The organism is Chitinophaga sedimenti (genome assembly GCF_023156195.1).
Classification (GTDB): Bacteria; Bacteroidota; Bacteroidia; order Chitinophagales; family Chitinophagaceae; genus Chitinophaga; species Chitinophaga sedimenti.
Map to the genome: position 1 here is coordinate 385,382 of NZ_JAKUKA010000001.1, position 16,028 is coordinate 401,409.

Genomic DNA, 16,028 nt, shown 5'->3' on the forward strand with positions numbered 1-16,028 from the left:
TAAATATGGGCATGAAGAAGAGCTTCAGCCGCCCGTTCGAAGTGAAAAATGCTGCACTTTCCCTGCCCGCACTGGTATTGGGAGAGGAGGCTAAAAATTTAAAAGAGGTAAGTGTTACGGCCCGGAGGCCGTTTATAGAACAGAAAGCCGATAAAATGGTAGTAAACGTCGAAAACAGCATTGTTGCTACCGGCGGTACTGCTATGGAAGTGCTTGAAAAGGCGCCCGGGGTGCAGGTAGACAAAGACGACAATATTTCCATGAAAGGAAAAGGTGGCGTTATCGTGATGATCGACGGGAAGCCCTCGAATATGTCATCCCAGGACGTTGCCCAGCTGCTGAAAAACATGCCCAGCTCTAACATCGACCAGATAGAGCTGATCGCCAATCCTTCCGCCAAATACGATGCAGCGGGCAACGCCGGGATCATTAACATCAAACTGAAGAAGAATAAAGCCTATGGCTCCAACGGTAATATTAACCTGGCGTATGGCCAGGGGGACCTGCCCAAAGCCAACGGCAGCATTAATCTGAACCACCGGAACGCGCGGGTGAACGTGTTTGGTTCGTACAACTACAATTATAACCGCAACTTCGAAGACCTCAGCATCTACCGCGAAAGCATGGACGCCGGAAAGCAGGTCGTGTTCGACGGGCATAGTTATATGGACAAAACATCGCACAGCCATAGTGGTAAACTGGGACTGGACTACTTCCTGAACAAGAACCATACGATAGGGGTGATGGCTGACCTGAACAAACGTTTGTGGGAAGGTCCCGGTGACGGACTTACCCGCATCGGTAACGGGCAGGTGCTGGATAGTAACCTGGTGACCAAATCCTATAACGATAAGGACTTTACCCAAACTTCTTTTAACCTGAACTACAAAGGCAAGCTGGATACTACGGGCAAGGAGCTGAATGTAGACCTGGATTTCAGCCGGAACGATCAGCATAGCGCCAATACTGTTAACGGGGCGTTCTGGGACGGTGGCATAAAACGGTACCTGCACGGCGATACCGTGCGCAGTTTACAACCTTCGCGTATCGATATTCGCACGGCCAAGGCAGATTATATTCATCCGCTGAAGAACAACGCGAAAATAGAGGCGGGCATGAAGGTGAGTTTTGTGAAATCCGATAATGACGCACGTTTCGACTCACTAAAGGCGCATGTGTGGGAATATGATTACAACCGCTCGAATCATTTTATATATGAGGAAAATGTGAACGCGGCGTACATCAGCTTTACGAAACAGTTTAAGAAACTGGGTGTGCAGGCGGGTTTGCGCGGGGAGCAGAGTAATGTGAAAGGTACGCAGGTGACCACCGGCGAAGTAAATGATACCAGCTATTTCAACTTGTTCCCGAGTGTGTTCCTGAGTTACGCGGCAAGTGAGAACAGCCAGTGGGGTGTTTCGTATAGCCGCCGCCTGCAGCGCCCGAGTTATGATAACCTGAACCCGTTTGAATTTTACCTGGACAGGTATACTAAAACCAGTGGTAGTCCGAGTTTGAAGCCGCAGTATTCAAACAACTTTGAAGTGAACCACACCTTTCGCCAGTTTTTGACCACTTCGTTGGGTTATACGCATACAAAGGATATGATTACCAGGGTGATAGAGGCGGATGTGGACTTTAAAACGGGCGATACGACGATCCTGAAGTACAAGTATATGAACGTGGCAAAGCGCGACAACTTTAACCTGGGGGTTACGGCGCCGTTCCCGGTTACGAAGTGGTGGAACTCCTTTATTACCGTATCGGCCTTCTACAACCGCTTTCAGACGGTAGTGGACGGGGAGCAGATCGACCGCTCTTCGGGTGGGTTCTTTGGCCAGACTTCCCAAACCTTTAAAGTGAGCAAGGGGATGAACGTAGAAGCTTCGTATTACTATTCTTCTCCGCAGATTACCGATGAGGGGCTGTTCCGGATGAAGGCGATGCACTCGATGAGCCTGGGTGTTCAGCAGCAGGTGCTGCAGAAAAAGGGTACGATCCGCTTGAATGTCAATGATGTGTTCAGGACAAACCGGTTTTCCGGTACCTATGAGGCGGGCGGACAGCACATTCGCCTGACTAATCACTGGGACACGCGGCAGGTGCGGTTGAGCTTCAGTTACCGCTTCGGTAACATGAATGTGAAGGAGGCCAGGAAGCGTAAAACGGGCCTGGAGGACGAGCAGAGCCGGGTGAAGTAACAAACACGGACCTAATCAAGTTTTAGGTATATAAGGATGGATGGAGCGTGGCCTTTTCAGGTCACGCTTCTTTTTTTTTTTATTTTCATGTGCAACCTTTTTGACGGGGTCCCGTCTTTAATATGAACACATTTAGAAACGCTTGAGTACGAACATTATTCCAGAACGTCTTGTATATCGTTGCCGGCAGGGTGATGTGCGGGCGTTCCGTGAACTGTACGATGCCTACAGCAAAGCGATGTATAACATTTGCCTGCGTATGCTGGGGAACGCCGCGGATGCGGAGGATACCCTGCAGGAGGCTTTTGTGCAGGTGTTTAAAAACATCGGCAAAGTGGAGCAGGAGGCGAGCTTGAGCGGATGGATCAAACGGATTGTGGTGAACCACTGTTTGTCAGAGTTGCGGCGGAAGAAGGTGTATTTTGAAGAAGTGGAGGAGGAGCATGTGGAAGAGGCACCGGTGGTGGACGAAGAAGCCTTTGCATTGTCGGTAACGATGGTGCGGGATGCGATTGGCAAGCTGCCGGAGGGATACAGGACCGTTTTGAACCTTTATTTATTTGATGACTATTCGCACCGGGAAATCGGGGAGCTGCTTGGCATCACCGAATCTACAGCGAAGACCCAATATATGCGAGCGAAAGAGAAGGTACGTCAGCTCGTGAAACAGCAAACAACCGTGTAATGGAACTGGAAGATTTTATAAAATCACAGCGGGCTGCATTTGAGCAGGAGGGGCCATCGCCCCGGCTGTGGGAACAGTTAGAGAAACAGTTGCCGGTAAAGCGGAAAGCGGGTGTAGTACGTCTGTTGGGCCGGCATTGGTTGAAAGCAGCAGCCGTGTTGCTACTTGTCGCCAATTCTTTTTATTAATGCAGTTTTTACAATTCAAAAAGCAGCAATCGAAGTCGGTAGTGATCCCGGAACTGGATGAAGCGGGCGTGTATTATACGAACCAGATAGAAGAACGCCGGAGCTCATCAACACTTTTCCTAAAACCTCGCTGGATTTAGACAGCACGGCGCAACGGGAGTTGTCGCTCAAGAACGACACTTACCAGATGCTGGAAAAAGAGTTGCAGCGTAATCCTGGCAACGAGCGTATCCGCGCAGCTATGATCCGGTACTATAAAATGAAACTGGAGTTGCTGGACAAAATCATCGAAGCACATGAAGAACATTCTACAAACAAACAGTATAAGCAATATGAGTCCCAGATTTAGTTTGCTATTGATTTTACTCTTACCAATAAGCGTGTTTGCGGAGGGCGGTCAGAAGAGCGTTCGCGTGATAGAGAAGACCTTTGCGGCCAATGCGTCTACAAGCTTTAAGGTCGCCAACAAGTACGGCAAAATTATCATCAACCTGTGGGATAAAAATGAAATACGCGCCTCCATTTCTGTAACAGGATTTGGTAAAAGCGAAAGTGATGCCAGGGACATGTCTGAACGGGTAGACATCGAAGAAGTGAGTACCGGCGGCAATGTAGTATTAAGCACCCGTTACAAAAGTGCCAATAACAAATGGATCTTTGGCAGCGAAAGAAACGGTAAGCAATACGTAAATGTGGACTATACGGTGTATATACCTCGCAAGCTTAAAAACATCACACTGGAGAACTCTTTCGGAGATATCCTGGCACATGAGCTGACTTCCCCCACGGTATTTAAGATCAACTACGGTTTTTTTGATGTAAATACCGCAGAAGACCTGTACATCGAAGCTAACTATTGCGACAAAGGCAAAATAGGTAAGATTCAGTCTGGTAGTTTTAAGATCAACTATACTTCCTTTAAACTGGAGGCGGCAAAGAAGCTGGTCATGACCACCAACAACTGCGATTATCAATTAGGCACCGTTGGTTCACTGGGCATCCGCGCCAATTACGACGACTTTAAACTGGAGCGTGCGGAGAGTATAGAAGCACACGTGAACTACACCGATTTAAAGATCGGTCATCTCGAATCACTGGGCACTTTTACCACTAATTACAGCGATGTTAGCATTAAGTCTAGCGGCAGCGGATTACGGTCGTTACAATTCAACGGCAATTACTCCGATCTGAAAGTCAGCATATCGCCTGACCTGCCTGTAAACATTACAGCGCACCTGAGTTACGGCGATCTGAGCACGGGCGGATTAACGATGAAGAACGTGAGTTCCGTGAAGAAATCGTCCCGGCTGGAATACAGTGGCGTAAGCGGTGCTGGCACGGTGCCCATAGAGTTGAGAGGTAGCTATTCCGATATAACGTTTAAAACGAATTAATAACAGCGGCAGCGCGCGGTTGCAGATCCCCGCTCTTCGCCATTCAGCAGGTACCTGTTTCCGCGCTGCCGCTCATTCTAAAACCTGATCTAAAAAACTGTTTAATGATGAAAACAAAAGCATTTTTGCTCCCCCTGGCGCTTTGCGCAATCATTTTATCCGCTTTTGCGCCAGTGCAGAACAAGGAGAAAGTGAAAGGCAGCGGCAACATTAAAAAAGAAAGCCGCGAAACCTCTAAGTTCGACGGGGTGGCTACGTCCGGTAACTTTAAAGTGTACGTGAAGCAGGGCAATACCAACTCGGTACAGATCGAGGCGGACGATAACCTGTTGTCCTACATCGAAACGGAGGTGGAAGACGGCAGCCTGGGCATCCAGACTAAAAAAGGGTACAGCCTGAATCCCAGCAAACCCATCAACGTGTACATCGTTACCCAGAATCTTAACCAGGTAGCCGGCAGCGGCAATGGTGGTTTTTATTCAGATGGACAGATCCGCACCAAAAAGCTGGAAGTATCGCTCAGTGGTTCGCATGAAGTGAACCTGGACGTGGATGCTAGTGCGCTGGAAGTGAACAATTCCGGTTCCAGCAGCATCAAGCTGAAAGGGAAGGCGGATAAAGTAGAAATAAGCCTGTCTGGCAACGGTTCTGTAGATGCGCAGAGCCTGAGCACCAATACCTCGGAGATCGCGATTTCGGGCAACGGCACCGTAAATATCCGCGCTGAAAAGAAACTGGACGTTGCCATCTCAGGCGCCGGTAACGTAACCTATTCTGGCAATGCCGCGGTTTCCCAGTCGGTTTCCGGCAGGGGCGTGGTGAAGAAACAAGGATGATATCATCAAATATAAATGTGTTCAGGAAAGCAGGCGTTTGCCTGCTTTTCCTTTTATCGTATCTTTGCAGACGCGTAAAACGCATTTAACCTATAAACACACCAAGCATGCCGTCATTTGACATTGTTAGCAAAATAGATGTGCAAACGCTCGATAACGCGATCAATACGGTGAAGAAGGAGATTACCACCCGCTTCGACTTTAAGGATTCGCATGTAAACATCGAGCTGAACAAAAAAGACATGAAGCTGAACCCGGAGGTAGAGAGCGATATGAAGCTGCAGCAGGTAGTGGACGTACTGATCAGCCGCAGTATGCGTGCCGGCGTAGACGCCAACGTGTACGACCTGAGCAAGGAGCCTTACCAGAGTGGTAAAGTACTGAAACAGGAAGTAACCGTGCGCAACGGTATTAAACAGGAAGACGCCAAAAAGCTGGTAAAGCTGATAAAGGATAGCGGCATCAAGGTACAGGCGGCCATTATGGACGATATCGTAAGGGTGACCGGTAAGAAATTAGATGATTTACAAGAAGTTATAGCATTGGCGAAAGGATCGAACCTGGGTATTCCCCTGCAGTTCGTGAACATGAAAAGCTAGCCCGCTTAATTTATTTGAGTAAAAAAATGTGTGATTCTTAAAAAAGAATTGTACCTTTGCAGTCCGTATTTACAAATTATTGATATGAAACAGGGAATTCATCCGGAAAATTACAGATTTGTTGTTTTTAAAGATATGTCAAACGGCGTTAGCTTTCTGAGCCGTTCTACCACGCCTACCAAAGAAACTGTGAAGTGGGAAGATGGTAATGAGTATCCTTTGATCAAGCTTGAGATTTCCAATACTTCTCACCCGTTCTATACTGGTAAGAACGTACTGGTGGATACAGCAGGTCGTATCGACAAGTTCAACAAACGTTACGGTAAAAAGGCTTAATTGCTCTTTTTTAAATAATTACGATCCCATCGGTAAGCTATCGATGGGATTTTTTATTTTAGCCCTATGAGCCCTAATTACATCCTTTTTGATACGCCCGACCGCGATCTGTTATTTCCCTTCACACATACCCGGCCCTCGGCCGCCGTCAGGGTGGGGTTGCTGACCCTCCAACAGAAGTGGGAACACCTGCTGGGCACTGCGCTCAGTCACTTTACCATGCCGTACCTCCAGCCTAAATTTCCGTTGGTGAGTCGTCCCGACGCGCTGAACGTGCTGCTGAATGGTCACATTTTGCCTACCGCGGAATTAGTGGAAGCCGTAAAAGGGATGAGCGAAGGGGAGGAATTATACAAAAATGGCAGCCTGGTGGCAAAGGCGGTAAGTGGCCTCGATTTCCTGAAGCCTGTGAGTGGCGGGCGCCGCGACTTCGAAGGTGAGCTGAAAAGAGTAGATCATCCCTGGCAGATCGCGCAGTTGAACGACTATGCCCTGCGGGAGGATTTTAAACTACTAACGGCCGGCCGTACCTCTGCGCCTATTCCCGCGTCTAACCAGGTGATAGCGCCGGAGCAGATCTTCCGGAAGAAGGCGCTTCGGTGGAGTGCAGTGTGCTAAACGCAAGTACGGGGCCCATTTATATCGGAAAAAATGCCGTGATTATGGAAGGTTGCCTGGTGCGTGGGGCGTTGGCTATGGGAGAAGGCGCGGTGCTGAAAATGGGGGCTAAAATCTATGGGGCGACCACTATCGGCGCGCATTGCGTGGTAGGAGGCGAAGTGAAGAATACCGTTTTCTTCGATTATTCCAATAAAGGGCACGACGGTTACCTGGGCGATGCCGTGATCGGCGAGTGGTGTAACCTGGGGGCTAATACCAATTGCTCCAACCTTAAAAATAATGCGCGCGAGGTGCGGATCTGGATGGAGGGAAGAAATGAGGCCTGGTCGGCCGGACTCAAATGCGGGGTGCTGATGGGCGATTACAGCCGTTGCAGCATTAACACCATGTTTAACACCGGCACCGTGGTGGGCGTGTCTACGAATGTGTTCGGGAGTGATTTTCCCCTAAATTTTTACCGTCGTTTACCTGGGGAGGCAGTGTGAACGGGCCTTACCGGCTGGCGGAGGCACTGCGCGACGCGGATTCGTGGATGCAGTTGAAGGGAAAAACGATGACAGACATTGAAAAGACCATGCTGACGTATATCTTTGAGCTCCAAAGAGGCCAAGCCTGACGTTAATCAAATAATAAACGCATAAATTCCTTTTATCAAACAATGAGAAAGAAAATTGTAGCAGGAAACTGGAAAATGAACCTGACGCTGGCGCAGGGCGAACAACTGATCAATGACATCCACGGCAACCGGTCTTAAGCTGGAAGAAGGACATGAGGTAGTGGTAGCGACGCCGTTCCCTTACCTGGTGAAAGCTAAATCGCTGTTGCAGCACCAGCCTGGTTTTTACGTGGCGGCGCAGAACTGTGCTGCTGAAAAATCCGGTGCCTACACTGGCGAGGTATCGGCAGAAATGCTGAAATCTGTGGGTGTGGACTACGTAATTCTGGGTCACTCCGAGAGAAGGGAATATTTTAAAGAAAGCAATGAGGCGCTGGCTAAAAAAGTGGACCTGGTGCTGGCGAATGGCATGAAGCCGATTTTCTGCTGTGGTGAACCTTTGGAGGTGCGCCAGGCGGAAACACAGAATGCTTATGTGGCGAAACAACTGGAGGAGAGCCTGTATCACCTGACCGCTGAGCAGCTGAAAGAAGTGGTGATCGCGTACGAGCCGATCTGGGCGATTGGTACGGGATTAACAGCCAGCGCGCAACAGGCGCAGGACATGCATGCGTTTATCCGGGCGCAGATCGCTGGTAAATATGGTCGTGAGGCCGCTTTGGGCCTGTCGATCCTTTACGGCGGCAGCGCAAAGCCTTCCAACGCGAAAGAATTGTTTGCTTCCGAAGACGTGGATGGCGGCCTGATCGGCGGAGCTTCACTGGTAGCAGCCGACTTCGTGGCGATAGCTAAGAGCTTCTAAATAAAACAGGAAAGTTGCGTTCGTAAGGCGCAACTTTTTTTTAGTATTTTTTGCTAAAAATATTAGTATTTACCAAAATAGTTAGTATATTCGTGTTATCAAATTGCTTTTGTTATGATAGAAGAAGCACTATACGATTATCTGTTGGTAATTAACCCGGATGCTGAAACGGCGGCGGATGTGAAGCGTTTTAAAGGAATGATCGCAAATGAGATTGGCAGCTATACTGGTTTGCATTCAAAGGCGCACATTTCATTGTTCCGGTCGGAGTTTCCTGACCGCTACGAAGAGACCTTTACGCGTATGCTGGATAAGTTATCAAACGAGCTTTCTGCGTTCACGATCTATACCTCAAGAGTAGATCATTTTAAACATGGCGATCATAAGCGCACCATTTACGTTAACGTGGCGAACCCCAGGCCTGTAGAGGAGTTGCATCGCCGGATCGTGCAGTTGTTTGAATTGAAAGTGAACAGTTTTAAGCCGCATATTACCCTGGCGCGGGCAATTCCTACGGAGGCTTTTAACCAGGTATATCCGCAGTTTGAGAACAAGCTGTTTGTGCGGAGTTTCCACTGTCACAGTTTCCTGTTGTTGAAACGTCCGGCAGCGGGCGGTTCATATGAAATTGCGAAGGAGTTTGTGTTTGGCAATCATGAAATGGCGGACGGTCCGTTGTTCCATCATGGTAGCGGGCATTCACAACATGCGGCTTAGCGGTACGATAGAAATAATAACAGCCATACACATATACATTGATGCAAGTTGAAGTAGGTTAACCTGGATGTAATTGTTACTTGCTCGTTTTGTAATTGTTCAATAATGAATTTATGTAGATGAAATAACTGTTATCGCAGTAGCAATGGAAACAGCAGCAACGGCGATAGTGGAGATGGGAGAGGTGTGCCCGTGGTACATCCGGCAATCCAGCGCCTATCCACCACTCATGCCGCCGAAAAGCGCCCTGTGGCCATGTATACACCGATAACAGCAAATAACCCCATGAACCAATTTAACTATTAAAAGACACAAACTATTAAACATCGTGCTGTATGGAATGGGTGTCAATTAAACCTGCGTACAACCGGGATCAAACAGCCCCCGACCCGGAAGTAACCATCTTTGCCAGGCTTGCCCAGGCAGGCTTTCACCTGGAAATGATGAGAAGAAATGTAGCCCCTGTTTCCATCGAATACTTTTACTTTCATCCAGTTCTACATATACAGGTTCATGAAGTTCAGGAGCCCGAAGGGGGAACTTCCCGGTTCTTTATCTTTTACGCGGATGGCCGCACGGATTTCCTCAAGGATACCGCGCAGCTGTACGAAAAGTTATCTGCCCTCACGCATTGAATAGGCTGTTTTCTCTGCGCACAAAGGCAGTAAGGAGAAAGCTTGTAATGGCCGGCACGGCGCGCCGTCCGGTCATTGCAAACTCCTTCCGGCGCCTGGCTTTTAAACCTGCTTTATCAATATTTTCTCCATCCATATATGTCCTTACCCTATACCTCCCATGATTGGTGAGCCGAGCATGTTTTTTCATTCCTTGATGGCCCTTCCCAATTAAAGCTGTGGCTCTTCCCCAAGGCCGTTTGCTTGATAGCCGGATGAACATTGTTTCGTCCGGCTATGTTTTTTCTTTTAGTTTTGATCCTATATGAATATCCTCCACCGCGAAATTTTGGTAAAAGGCCGTGTGCAGGGCGTCTATTTCCGGGCCTCCGCCAAATCCGCCGCCGATAAGCTCAATGTTAAAGGCCGTGTTCGCAATACGCCCGAAGGCCACGTATGGATCGCCGCCGAAGCCACGCCCGGGGCCATGTCCGCCTTCATCGAATGGTGTAAGCAAGGTCCGCCTATGGCCAACGTTACTGCCTGCGAAGTAACAGAAGGAGCACCCGAACACTACACCGATTTTGTTATCCAGCGATAGCAACAAAAAACGCCGGCCCTGCAAAGGACCGGCGCCGCAAATATGCTTTACCCTCTTATTTAAGACCCAGCTTGCTGATCAAAGCCTTGTCCAGCGAAGATTTAGGTACCACTACCGTGATCGTATTGATCGCGAAGTAAGGCTCGGAAACATAGATGTATCCGCCTTTAGGACCGGTGGTCGCTCCCCAGGAATTCTTCACAATAAAGAAATCTTTCCCCTGTTGATCTTTACCTAAACCGGTAATGTGCATCAGGTGGTCGTCCTGCGTTACCGGGCGTCGAATAATTGCTGCCTGTATGCCGGTGTCGCCTGCACTTCCACCATGCCCGGCTTAAAGCCCGTTGCTGCCGGAATGCTGTCGCCCAATGGCGAAAGCGCATAACCATCCTGTATCCGGAAGCCTTTGTTGCTGACGTCTGCGTCCCAGGTAACGGTATAACCCTTGTTCACCGACTGTTTCACTGCGCTGATAAACTCGTTCAGCGGCAGGTTGTAATAGGCACCGTTGGAAAAATTATCGGGTACTTCCACTACGAATGACTGGTAAAAGGGATGATGCGTAAAAGAAGTCAGGTTCACATAGTCGCTTTCCGCAAACTTCAATACCTCTTTTGCATAGGTTTGCGGCGTATAGGTTTTGCCTGCAAACTCGAAGTTCGCGGGAGCTTTGCCCAGCGACTCGTCCATGATTTCCTCTACATGCGCTTCCCAATTGGAAGGGAGGGGCTTTTTAAGCTTTAGAACGCTATCGAGATAAACTTTGAGCTCAGCTACCATGCGGCCATGATTATGTCCGCGCTGGCCTTCTTTTAAGCCTGAATAAGCGCTTTCCGGCATGGCGCCATAGCGGGCAATGGACCGGATCACGTCGTGCGCCAGGCCGCCTTCGTCGAAACGGGCATAACCCTGCCGTAAAACATAATTCTCCGCTTTCTCACGGTAAATATTGCGCACAGTATACATCTCTGAAATATCGGCCTGATCGGCGCCTTTACGCAAACATTCAGACTCTACCATCGAAGTAGTGGAAAAACACCAGCAGGTGCCCGTGTTTCCCTGGCTTTTTACAGCCGTGGCTTTGTTGCTTTTAACAATATTGACCGGGTCGCTTACCGGATATTCACTGGCCGCTCCTGCGCCATCGCCTGGCTTATACCGCCCAGGCACAGCGCCAGTATTATTTCTTTTCTCATAGCTGGCAATTAACTGTTTATGGATAAAGATACGGAAATACGCGGATTAGGCAGTGGGGTGCGGCACAATCACAGTACCGGGCAAAAGAAAACGCCGCATCCTTTACTGGCGCGGCGTTTCAGAATGGCGGAAGTTAAAAGTTATTGTCCGTCTCCTTTGAGGGTGATTTTATCTCCTGTCAGGTATTTGCTATATTTTTTCAGCACCTCGTCCGGCTGTTTTACGTTATTGATGTACAGCGCACCGTCTTTCTTTTCAACGAGATAGCCTTTTTTCGTATCCAGCAGCTTGTCTGCTTCCATCGCTTTCAGCATTTCATCGAGCCGTGCGCGCTGGCCCATGCTGCGGTTCATTTCGGCACGGGATTCCGAGGCGCGGCGATTGCTTTCTTCGCGGCTTTTCATGGCGCGGTCGTGGGCATCGCGGAATGCCCTGGTCACGTTTTTCACGATCACGTTCCAGCGCTTTCCGTTCCATTTCGCTAATTTTGCGATTGGCCTCATTTTCTCTTCTGGCAAGTGCGTTAGTATAGGCTTGTATGTCCGCATTTGAATGGTCTGCGAACACTTTGTACGCATCGGCCATGTTTTTATTCACTTCGGCCCAGTCCACGTTTTTGTAGGCGTCTACCATTTCTTTGTTCACTTTTTCCCAGTCAACATTTTTATAGGCGTCGGCAAGTTCTTTCTGCATCTTGCTCCAGTCCACTTTTTCAAACTCCCTTTTCATCTCGTCCTGCATTTTGGCCCAGTCTACCTGGCTGTATGCTTTCTTCATATCTTCCTGCACTTTGGCCCAGTCTACCTGGCTATAAGCCTGCTGCATTTTCGACCAGTCGATATTTTTCATGGCGGCTATTGCATTTTGCTGCGACAGCGACATGGCCTCCCGCATATGCCTCATCTGCTCGCCGTTCACTTTGAACTGCTCGCGTTGTTTTGCCAGTTGCAATTCCAGTTGTTTGGATTGCTCCTGTAATTTCACGAACTGCTCCTGCATGCGTACCCGGTCTTCTTCCGGCATTTCAGCTATGCTGTTGTATTCTTTACTTCACCCTTATCATTTATGATGGTGATTTTACCGGGTGTAGTATCAATCGCAGGTGTGACCGCAGCACCGGGCAAACAAGTTACGGATGCCAGTGTGGTAGGTGCGCAGCCTGGTGTTGCAACAGCGGGAGCGGGGGCGCAATCTTCGGTCAGCGTGGTTTGCCACAGCGAAGGTTTTGTCACCACCGGAAGGCATTCCTCTTTGGCGGCTTCTTTTTCTTTAGGATCTTTTTTGCCGGGTTCAGCCATGCAATAGAGGCTACGCCGGTGAGTATGATGAGCACGGCCAGGAATTGCTGGCTGTAGCTGCGATGGCTTGTTTTCATTTCCATGATACGTTTGATGCGGTGAAAGAGGTATTGTTTGTTGTCCGCAATCGCCATGGCCATGGGGTTGGTGGTAAGTCTGTATTCTTCCAGCGCCACCGGGGCTTTGGCGTAATGCAGCGGCTGTACGGTACTGGCAATTACCAGGTCGTCACAGCAATGTTCCCTTTCAATTCGAATGTTTTTAGAGATCCACCAGATGAAAGGATTAAAGAACAGGATGGCCTCTACGATAGATTGGAAGATATTCAACAGGTAATCATGGCGTTTGATGTGTGCCAGCTCGTGCAGCAGGATTGCTTCGAGCTGGTCGGTGTGCAGGTTGTTGACCATCGCCGCGGGTAGCAGGATCAGTGGTTTTACAAAGCCGATCATCACCGGCACCTGTATCGACGCACAAACGTGCAGCGCAACTTTTTACGGATGCCGAGGCGACCGCAAAGTGTCTTCAATTGTGTATCCCAGGCACCGCTCAGCTGCGGCAGTGCAGCTTTCCGGATGTGCTGTAATTGCGCAAGGTCCAGTACCAGTTTAATGGTCATTACTGTTACGCCCACGATATAAATGCCTACCACTACAGGAAAATAAACTTCCATACCGGGCATAATATCCGCGCTGTCTGCAACTCCCAATGCTGCCGGCGGCGCCGCCGGAACAGCCGTAAGTTGCGCATTGAGGACTAATTGCACGCTTTCGCCCGTTTCGCGTAAGGCCGACAACTGCCGCCAGAAAGTGGCGACAAACCAGGTGAAGATACCCGCCAACGACAGGAACGACAAATGATATTTGGCTGCGGAACTGGCAGCCGGCCATATTTTGAGTACGATACGCAGACAGGCAAATACGACAAATGCCTGCCAGAAAGAATGCATCAAGGTCCATCCAAAAGCGCGGATCACGTCCGAGGTAAAAGGAAGCAGCGAGGTCATGGCAAAAAGTTTAAAGGGTAGCTATTTCTGCTTTTGCTCCATGTCTGAAAGATAACGCCTGATGGCGTCCAGCTCTTCCGGTGACGAGCGATGGTTACCCAACGCCTGCATCACCAGCTGACTGGCGGATCCATTAAAAACGGTATCGATCATCTTGTTCAATAATTGTTGCTGTGTTTTTTCCTGCGAAACAAGCGCCTCGTACACATGCGTCTTGCTACTGGTGTCGCGGCTTAGGAGCCCCTTATCGTGCATGATCTGCATCAGTTTAAGGGTAGTGGTGTAACCCGCTTCCTTGCGCTGCTCCAGTATTTCATGCACCTCACGCACCGTACTGGGGCCCTTTTCCCAAAGTATGCCCAGTATATCCAATTCACTTTCCGTTGGTCTGATCGTCTTTGCAGCGTCCATGTTGTTTGTTTTTTAGTGATCCGTTCCTGCCCGGATTACTGATGTACGAATATCTTCGTAAACAAATGTACGATAGTTTTCGTAATTGCAAAATCCTGTCACATATTTTTTTGCCTTTCATCCTGTTCGAAGGGGGAAATCATCCACCATGCTATGTTCACTCCCCTTTAGCCGCCGTAAAAAAACGGCGCGTACACCTTTATTGGTATACACGCCGCTGATGCTTATCTAAATTGAAGTAATCTTAAAACCTGCCTGCCTTAATCGTTACGTGCGCCGCGGGGCCGCTCATATCGCCGTCCGAAATGCCCGGTGTATTCGATCCCCGGATAAAGCGGTAGGAGGCGCCAACGCCTACCCGCAAAAACTTGGCGATATTAATCTCCAGGTTGGCATAGGGCTCCGCTGCAAAAAAGCTGCTTTCATCTACCCAGGTATGGTTTTCTGTATCGGGTTTCCAGCGGGTGTTTTTGCCCACCATGCCGCCGCCTATCAATGCGCCGGCGCCCCAATGCAGCAGTTTGTTCGAGTTAAACGTGTATTCCGCCACAAAACCGGTATACCACATGTTCCAGTAACGGGTAGGATCGTCAATATTCGTGCGGGGTGCTTCAATGTCGTTTACCAGCGCATAAGCGCCTGCCCCGAGCATTATTTTGCTGTTCAGCATTACGCCGGCATTGCCGCCTGTCATTACCGCAAATTTGTCCGCAAAAGGAGTGAAGTGAACGGTGGGCGCACCATAACCGCCTACGCGTATTTTATTGCCGCTTTTAGGTTTGGCCAGCGTTTCCATCTGCTCCTGCGCAAAGGCATTACCAGTGCACGTAATGATGGCAAGCGCTAATATGAGTTTTTTCATATTGATTAGATTAAGTAGTTAGTGTATTTCCTTTTCTGCGATGCTTACTCCGGATACGCCGAACCAGCCCAGTAACTTGCCATCGCCGCCACTTGTATTCTTCAGGTTCGTACCCACATTTTCCAGTACCCTGGCGAACAGGCCGCCATTGTTGATCTGGCTTTCCACATGCGTCAGCCACTGGTGACTGGCCTTGGTGCATGAGGCAATGCGGACAATTACTTTTTCGCCCTTTTTAAACGGTTTATCGCCAAGGGTAATGCCTTCGCTGATCGGTGGAATGAACTTGATGCCATCTGCAATGTCTTCACCAAAACTCGCGTTGATCGGGAAGTTGTCCGTCAGTCGGGTATCGGTGTTGTTCCTGTAAGAGCGGATCCAATAGTAATCGTTCTGGCCTTCCGGTCACGGGCATGCATTTTTGCGTAGTATCCTTCTTCATTCCCGAACTCTGCCTCTTTAAATTCATAGGTGAGGGAGTCAATGACAGGCACCGGTTTAATGGTGTCTATCGCTTCGTACGCCTGTCCCGCCAGCTCCACACGCAATTTGTATGCATGTCCCACAACCGCCAGGTTTATACCGCCGGGCACCGCCAGGTTGTAATAGCCATCTGAAAATGTTGCAGGGTACACCGCGCCGGCCGTTAAATCGGTCAGCGTCACGTTTGCAGAACTAATCACATTGGCAGGTGCCGTGCCGGTATAAGGCGTGGTTTCGGTGATGCGGATCCGCTGTCCGCCAGGCCCGCCATGTATCCAGGCATCTACCACCGGGATGGTCTTGCCCTTTGGTACGTCCAGGTCAAACGTGGTTTCGCAGGCTGTGAATGATAAAGCGCCGGCAATCACCAGCAGGCTGAATATCTTGTTCATGTTCATTAGAATTTAAAGTTGTAAGTAATACCGGGAATAATGGTGCCGATGATCGACAGGCGAATCGCTTCTTTCTTCGAAGCATCGTCTTCGTTCTGGCGGAAGTAAACAGAGTAAGCGTTTTTACGCGCGTACACGTTGTACAGCGAGAACACCCATTCTCCATGCC

At 49.3% G+C, this 16,028-nt stretch carries 25 protein-coding genes and 1 pseudogene; 15 read left to right on the forward strand and 11 right to left on the reverse strand.

The features are described from left to right. Positions 1-11: 11 nt before the first annotated feature. The 15 genes from MKQ70_RS02225 to MKQ70_RS02295 all read left to right on the forward strand — a co-directional run bounded on the left by MKQ70_RS02225 (position 12) and on the right by MKQ70_RS02295 (position 10,210). Positions 12-2,201 carry an outer membrane beta-barrel family protein gene (locus MKQ70_RS02225; RefSeq protein WP_248067304.1) on the forward strand — a complete coding sequence of 730 codons (2,190 nt, stop codon included), beginning with the start codon at positions 12-14 and terminating at the stop codon, positions 2,199-2,201. Between the two features lie 142 nt (positions 2,202-2,343). After that, complete coding sequence (locus MKQ70_RS02230; RefSeq protein WP_248067307.1) at positions 2,344-2,886, forward strand: RNA polymerase sigma factor; 543 nt, start codon at positions 2,344-2,346, stop codon at positions 2,884-2,886. Next, the gene (locus MKQ70_RS02235) at positions 2,886-3,074 is read left to right on the forward strand and encodes a hypothetical protein (RefSeq protein WP_248067310.1); all 189 of its coding nucleotides are present in this window, start codon (positions 2,886-2,888) and stop codon (positions 3,072-3,074) included. Before MKQ70_RS02230 ends, MKQ70_RS02235 begins: the two co-directional genes overlap by 1 nt. Next, on the forward strand, positions 3,074-3,214 hold the full coding sequence (locus MKQ70_RS02240) for a hypothetical protein (protein ID WP_248067313.1): 141 nt from the start codon (positions 3,074-3,076) through the stop codon (positions 3,212-3,214). Before MKQ70_RS02235 ends, MKQ70_RS02240 begins: the two co-directional genes overlap by 1 nt. A gap of 20 nt (positions 3,215-3,234) precedes the next feature. Next, positions 3,235-3,423 (forward strand): hypothetical protein, encoded by a 189-nt coding sequence (locus tag MKQ70_RS02245; RefSeq protein ID WP_248067315.1) that lies wholly within the window; start codon positions 3,235-3,237, stop codon positions 3,421-3,423. A 31-nt stretch (positions 3,424-3,454) separates the two neighbouring features. Beyond that, positions 3,455-4,468 (forward strand): hypothetical protein, encoded by a 1,014-nt coding sequence (locus tag MKQ70_RS02250; protein ID WP_248067318.1) that lies wholly within the window; start codon positions 3,455-3,457, stop codon positions 4,466-4,468. A 104-nt stretch (positions 4,469-4,572) separates the two neighbouring features. Then, entirely contained in the window at positions 4,573-5,304 is a 732-nt protein-coding gene (locus tag MKQ70_RS02255; RefSeq protein WP_248067321.1) for a head GIN domain-containing protein, read from the forward strand. Positions 5,305-5,411: 107 nt separating this feature from the next. Beyond that, positions 5,412-5,903 carry a YajQ family cyclic di-GMP-binding protein gene (locus MKQ70_RS02260; protein ID WP_248067324.1) on the forward strand — a complete coding sequence of 164 codons (492 nt, stop codon included), beginning with the start codon at positions 5,412-5,414 and terminating at the stop codon, positions 5,901-5,903. An 84-nt stretch (positions 5,904-5,987) separates the two neighbouring features. Next, entirely contained in the window at positions 5,988-6,239 is a 252-nt protein-coding gene (locus MKQ70_RS02265) for a type B 50S ribosomal protein L31 (protein WP_248067328.1), read from the forward strand. 66 nt (positions 6,240-6,305) lie between these two features. Next, positions 6,306-6,857, forward strand: coding sequence for a putative sugar nucleotidyl transferase (locus MKQ70_RS02270; protein ID WP_248067331.1), 552 nt, complete (start codon positions 6,306-6,308; stop codon positions 6,855-6,857). Next, positions 6,851-7,345 (forward strand): hypothetical protein, encoded by a 495-nt coding sequence (locus MKQ70_RS02275; protein WP_248067334.1) that lies wholly within the window; start codon positions 6,851-6,853, stop codon positions 7,343-7,345. The genes MKQ70_RS02270 and MKQ70_RS02275 overlap by 7 nt, the downstream gene beginning before the upstream one ends. A gap of 243 nt (positions 7,346-7,588) precedes the next feature. Beyond that, positions 7,589-8,278 carry a triose-phosphate isomerase gene (gene tpiA, locus MKQ70_RS02280; RefSeq protein ID WP_248067337.1) on the forward strand — a complete coding sequence of 230 codons (690 nt, stop codon included), beginning with the start codon at positions 7,589-7,591 and terminating at the stop codon, positions 8,276-8,278. A 114-nt stretch (positions 8,279-8,392) separates the two neighbouring features. Beyond that, positions 8,393-8,995, forward strand: a complete 603-nt coding sequence (locus tag MKQ70_RS02285; RefSeq protein ID WP_248067339.1) for a 2'-5' RNA ligase family protein — start codon at positions 8,393-8,395, stop codon at positions 8,993-8,995. A gap of 335 nt (positions 8,996-9,330) precedes the next feature. Further along, complete coding sequence (locus MKQ70_RS02290; protein WP_248067354.1) at positions 9,331-9,630, forward strand: hypothetical protein; 300 nt, start codon at positions 9,331-9,333, stop codon at positions 9,628-9,630. Positions 9,631-9,934: 304 nt separating this feature from the next. Further along, positions 9,935-10,210, forward strand: coding sequence for an acylphosphatase (locus MKQ70_RS02295; RefSeq protein ID WP_248067357.1), 276 nt, complete (start codon positions 9,935-9,937; stop codon positions 10,208-10,210). Between the two features lie 55 nt (positions 10,211-10,265). On the opposite strand, the gene MKQ70_RS02300 is transcribed toward MKQ70_RS02295, so the two are convergent. From MKQ70_RS02300 to MKQ70_RS02355, 11 genes and pseudogenes are all read right to left on the reverse strand, one after another. Then, entirely contained in the window at positions 10,266-10,463 is a 198-nt protein-coding gene (locus tag MKQ70_RS02300) for a C1 family peptidase (protein ID WP_248067360.1), read from the reverse strand. Positions 10,464-10,480: 17 nt separating this feature from the next. Next, on the reverse strand, positions 10,481-11,380 hold the full coding sequence (locus MKQ70_RS02305) for a C1 family peptidase (RefSeq protein WP_248067363.1): 900 nt from the start codon (positions 11,378-11,380) through the stop codon (positions 10,481-10,483). A 167-nt stretch (positions 11,381-11,547) separates the two neighbouring features. Next, a complete protein-coding gene (locus tag MKQ70_RS02310; RefSeq protein ID WP_248067366.1) occupies positions 11,548-11,748 on the reverse strand; it encodes a hypothetical protein in 201 nt (66 codons plus the stop codon). Next, the gene (locus MKQ70_RS02315) at positions 11,723-12,430 is read right to left on the reverse strand and encodes a hypothetical protein (protein ID WP_248067369.1); all 708 of its coding nucleotides are present in this window, start codon (positions 12,428-12,430) and stop codon (positions 11,723-11,725) included. The genes MKQ70_RS02310 and MKQ70_RS02315 overlap by 26 nt, the downstream gene beginning before the upstream one ends. A 5-nt stretch (positions 12,431-12,435) precedes the next feature. Next, the gene (locus MKQ70_RS02320; RefSeq protein WP_248067372.1) at positions 12,436-12,642 is read right to left on the reverse strand and encodes a hypothetical protein; all 207 of its coding nucleotides are present in this window, start codon (positions 12,640-12,642) and stop codon (positions 12,436-12,438) included. Further along, positions 12,636-13,157 (reverse strand): M56 family metallopeptidase, encoded by a 522-nt coding sequence (locus MKQ70_RS02325; protein ID WP_248080949.1) that lies wholly within the window; start codon positions 13,155-13,157, stop codon positions 12,636-12,638. The genes MKQ70_RS02320 and MKQ70_RS02325 overlap by 7 nt, the downstream gene beginning before the upstream one ends. Next, the gene (locus MKQ70_RS02330) at positions 13,157-13,711 is read right to left on the reverse strand and encodes a hypothetical protein (RefSeq protein WP_248067375.1); all 555 of its coding nucleotides are present in this window, start codon (positions 13,709-13,711) and stop codon (positions 13,157-13,159) included. Before MKQ70_RS02330 ends, MKQ70_RS02325 begins: the two co-directional genes overlap by 1 nt. Positions 13,712-13,732: 21 nt before the next feature. After that, complete coding sequence (locus MKQ70_RS02335; RefSeq protein WP_248067378.1) at positions 13,733-14,122, reverse strand: BlaI/MecI/CopY family transcriptional regulator; 390 nt, start codon at positions 14,120-14,122, stop codon at positions 13,733-13,735. Positions 14,123-14,366: 244 nt separating this feature from the next. Beyond that, positions 14,367-14,984 (reverse strand): outer membrane beta-barrel protein, encoded by a 618-nt coding sequence (locus tag MKQ70_RS02340; protein WP_248067381.1) that lies wholly within the window; start codon positions 14,982-14,984, stop codon positions 14,367-14,369. A gap of 18 nt (positions 14,985-15,002) precedes the next feature. After that, a pseudogene (locus MKQ70_RS43680) lies at positions 15,003-15,865 on the reverse strand (DUF4249 domain-containing protein). Then, positions 15,865-16,014, reverse strand: a complete 150-nt coding sequence (locus MKQ70_RS02355; protein WP_248067388.1) for a hypothetical protein — start codon at positions 16,012-16,014, stop codon at positions 15,865-15,867. Before MKQ70_RS02355 ends, MKQ70_RS43680 begins: the two are co-directional and overlap by 1 nt. Between the last annotated feature and the right edge of the window lie 14 nt (positions 16,015-16,028).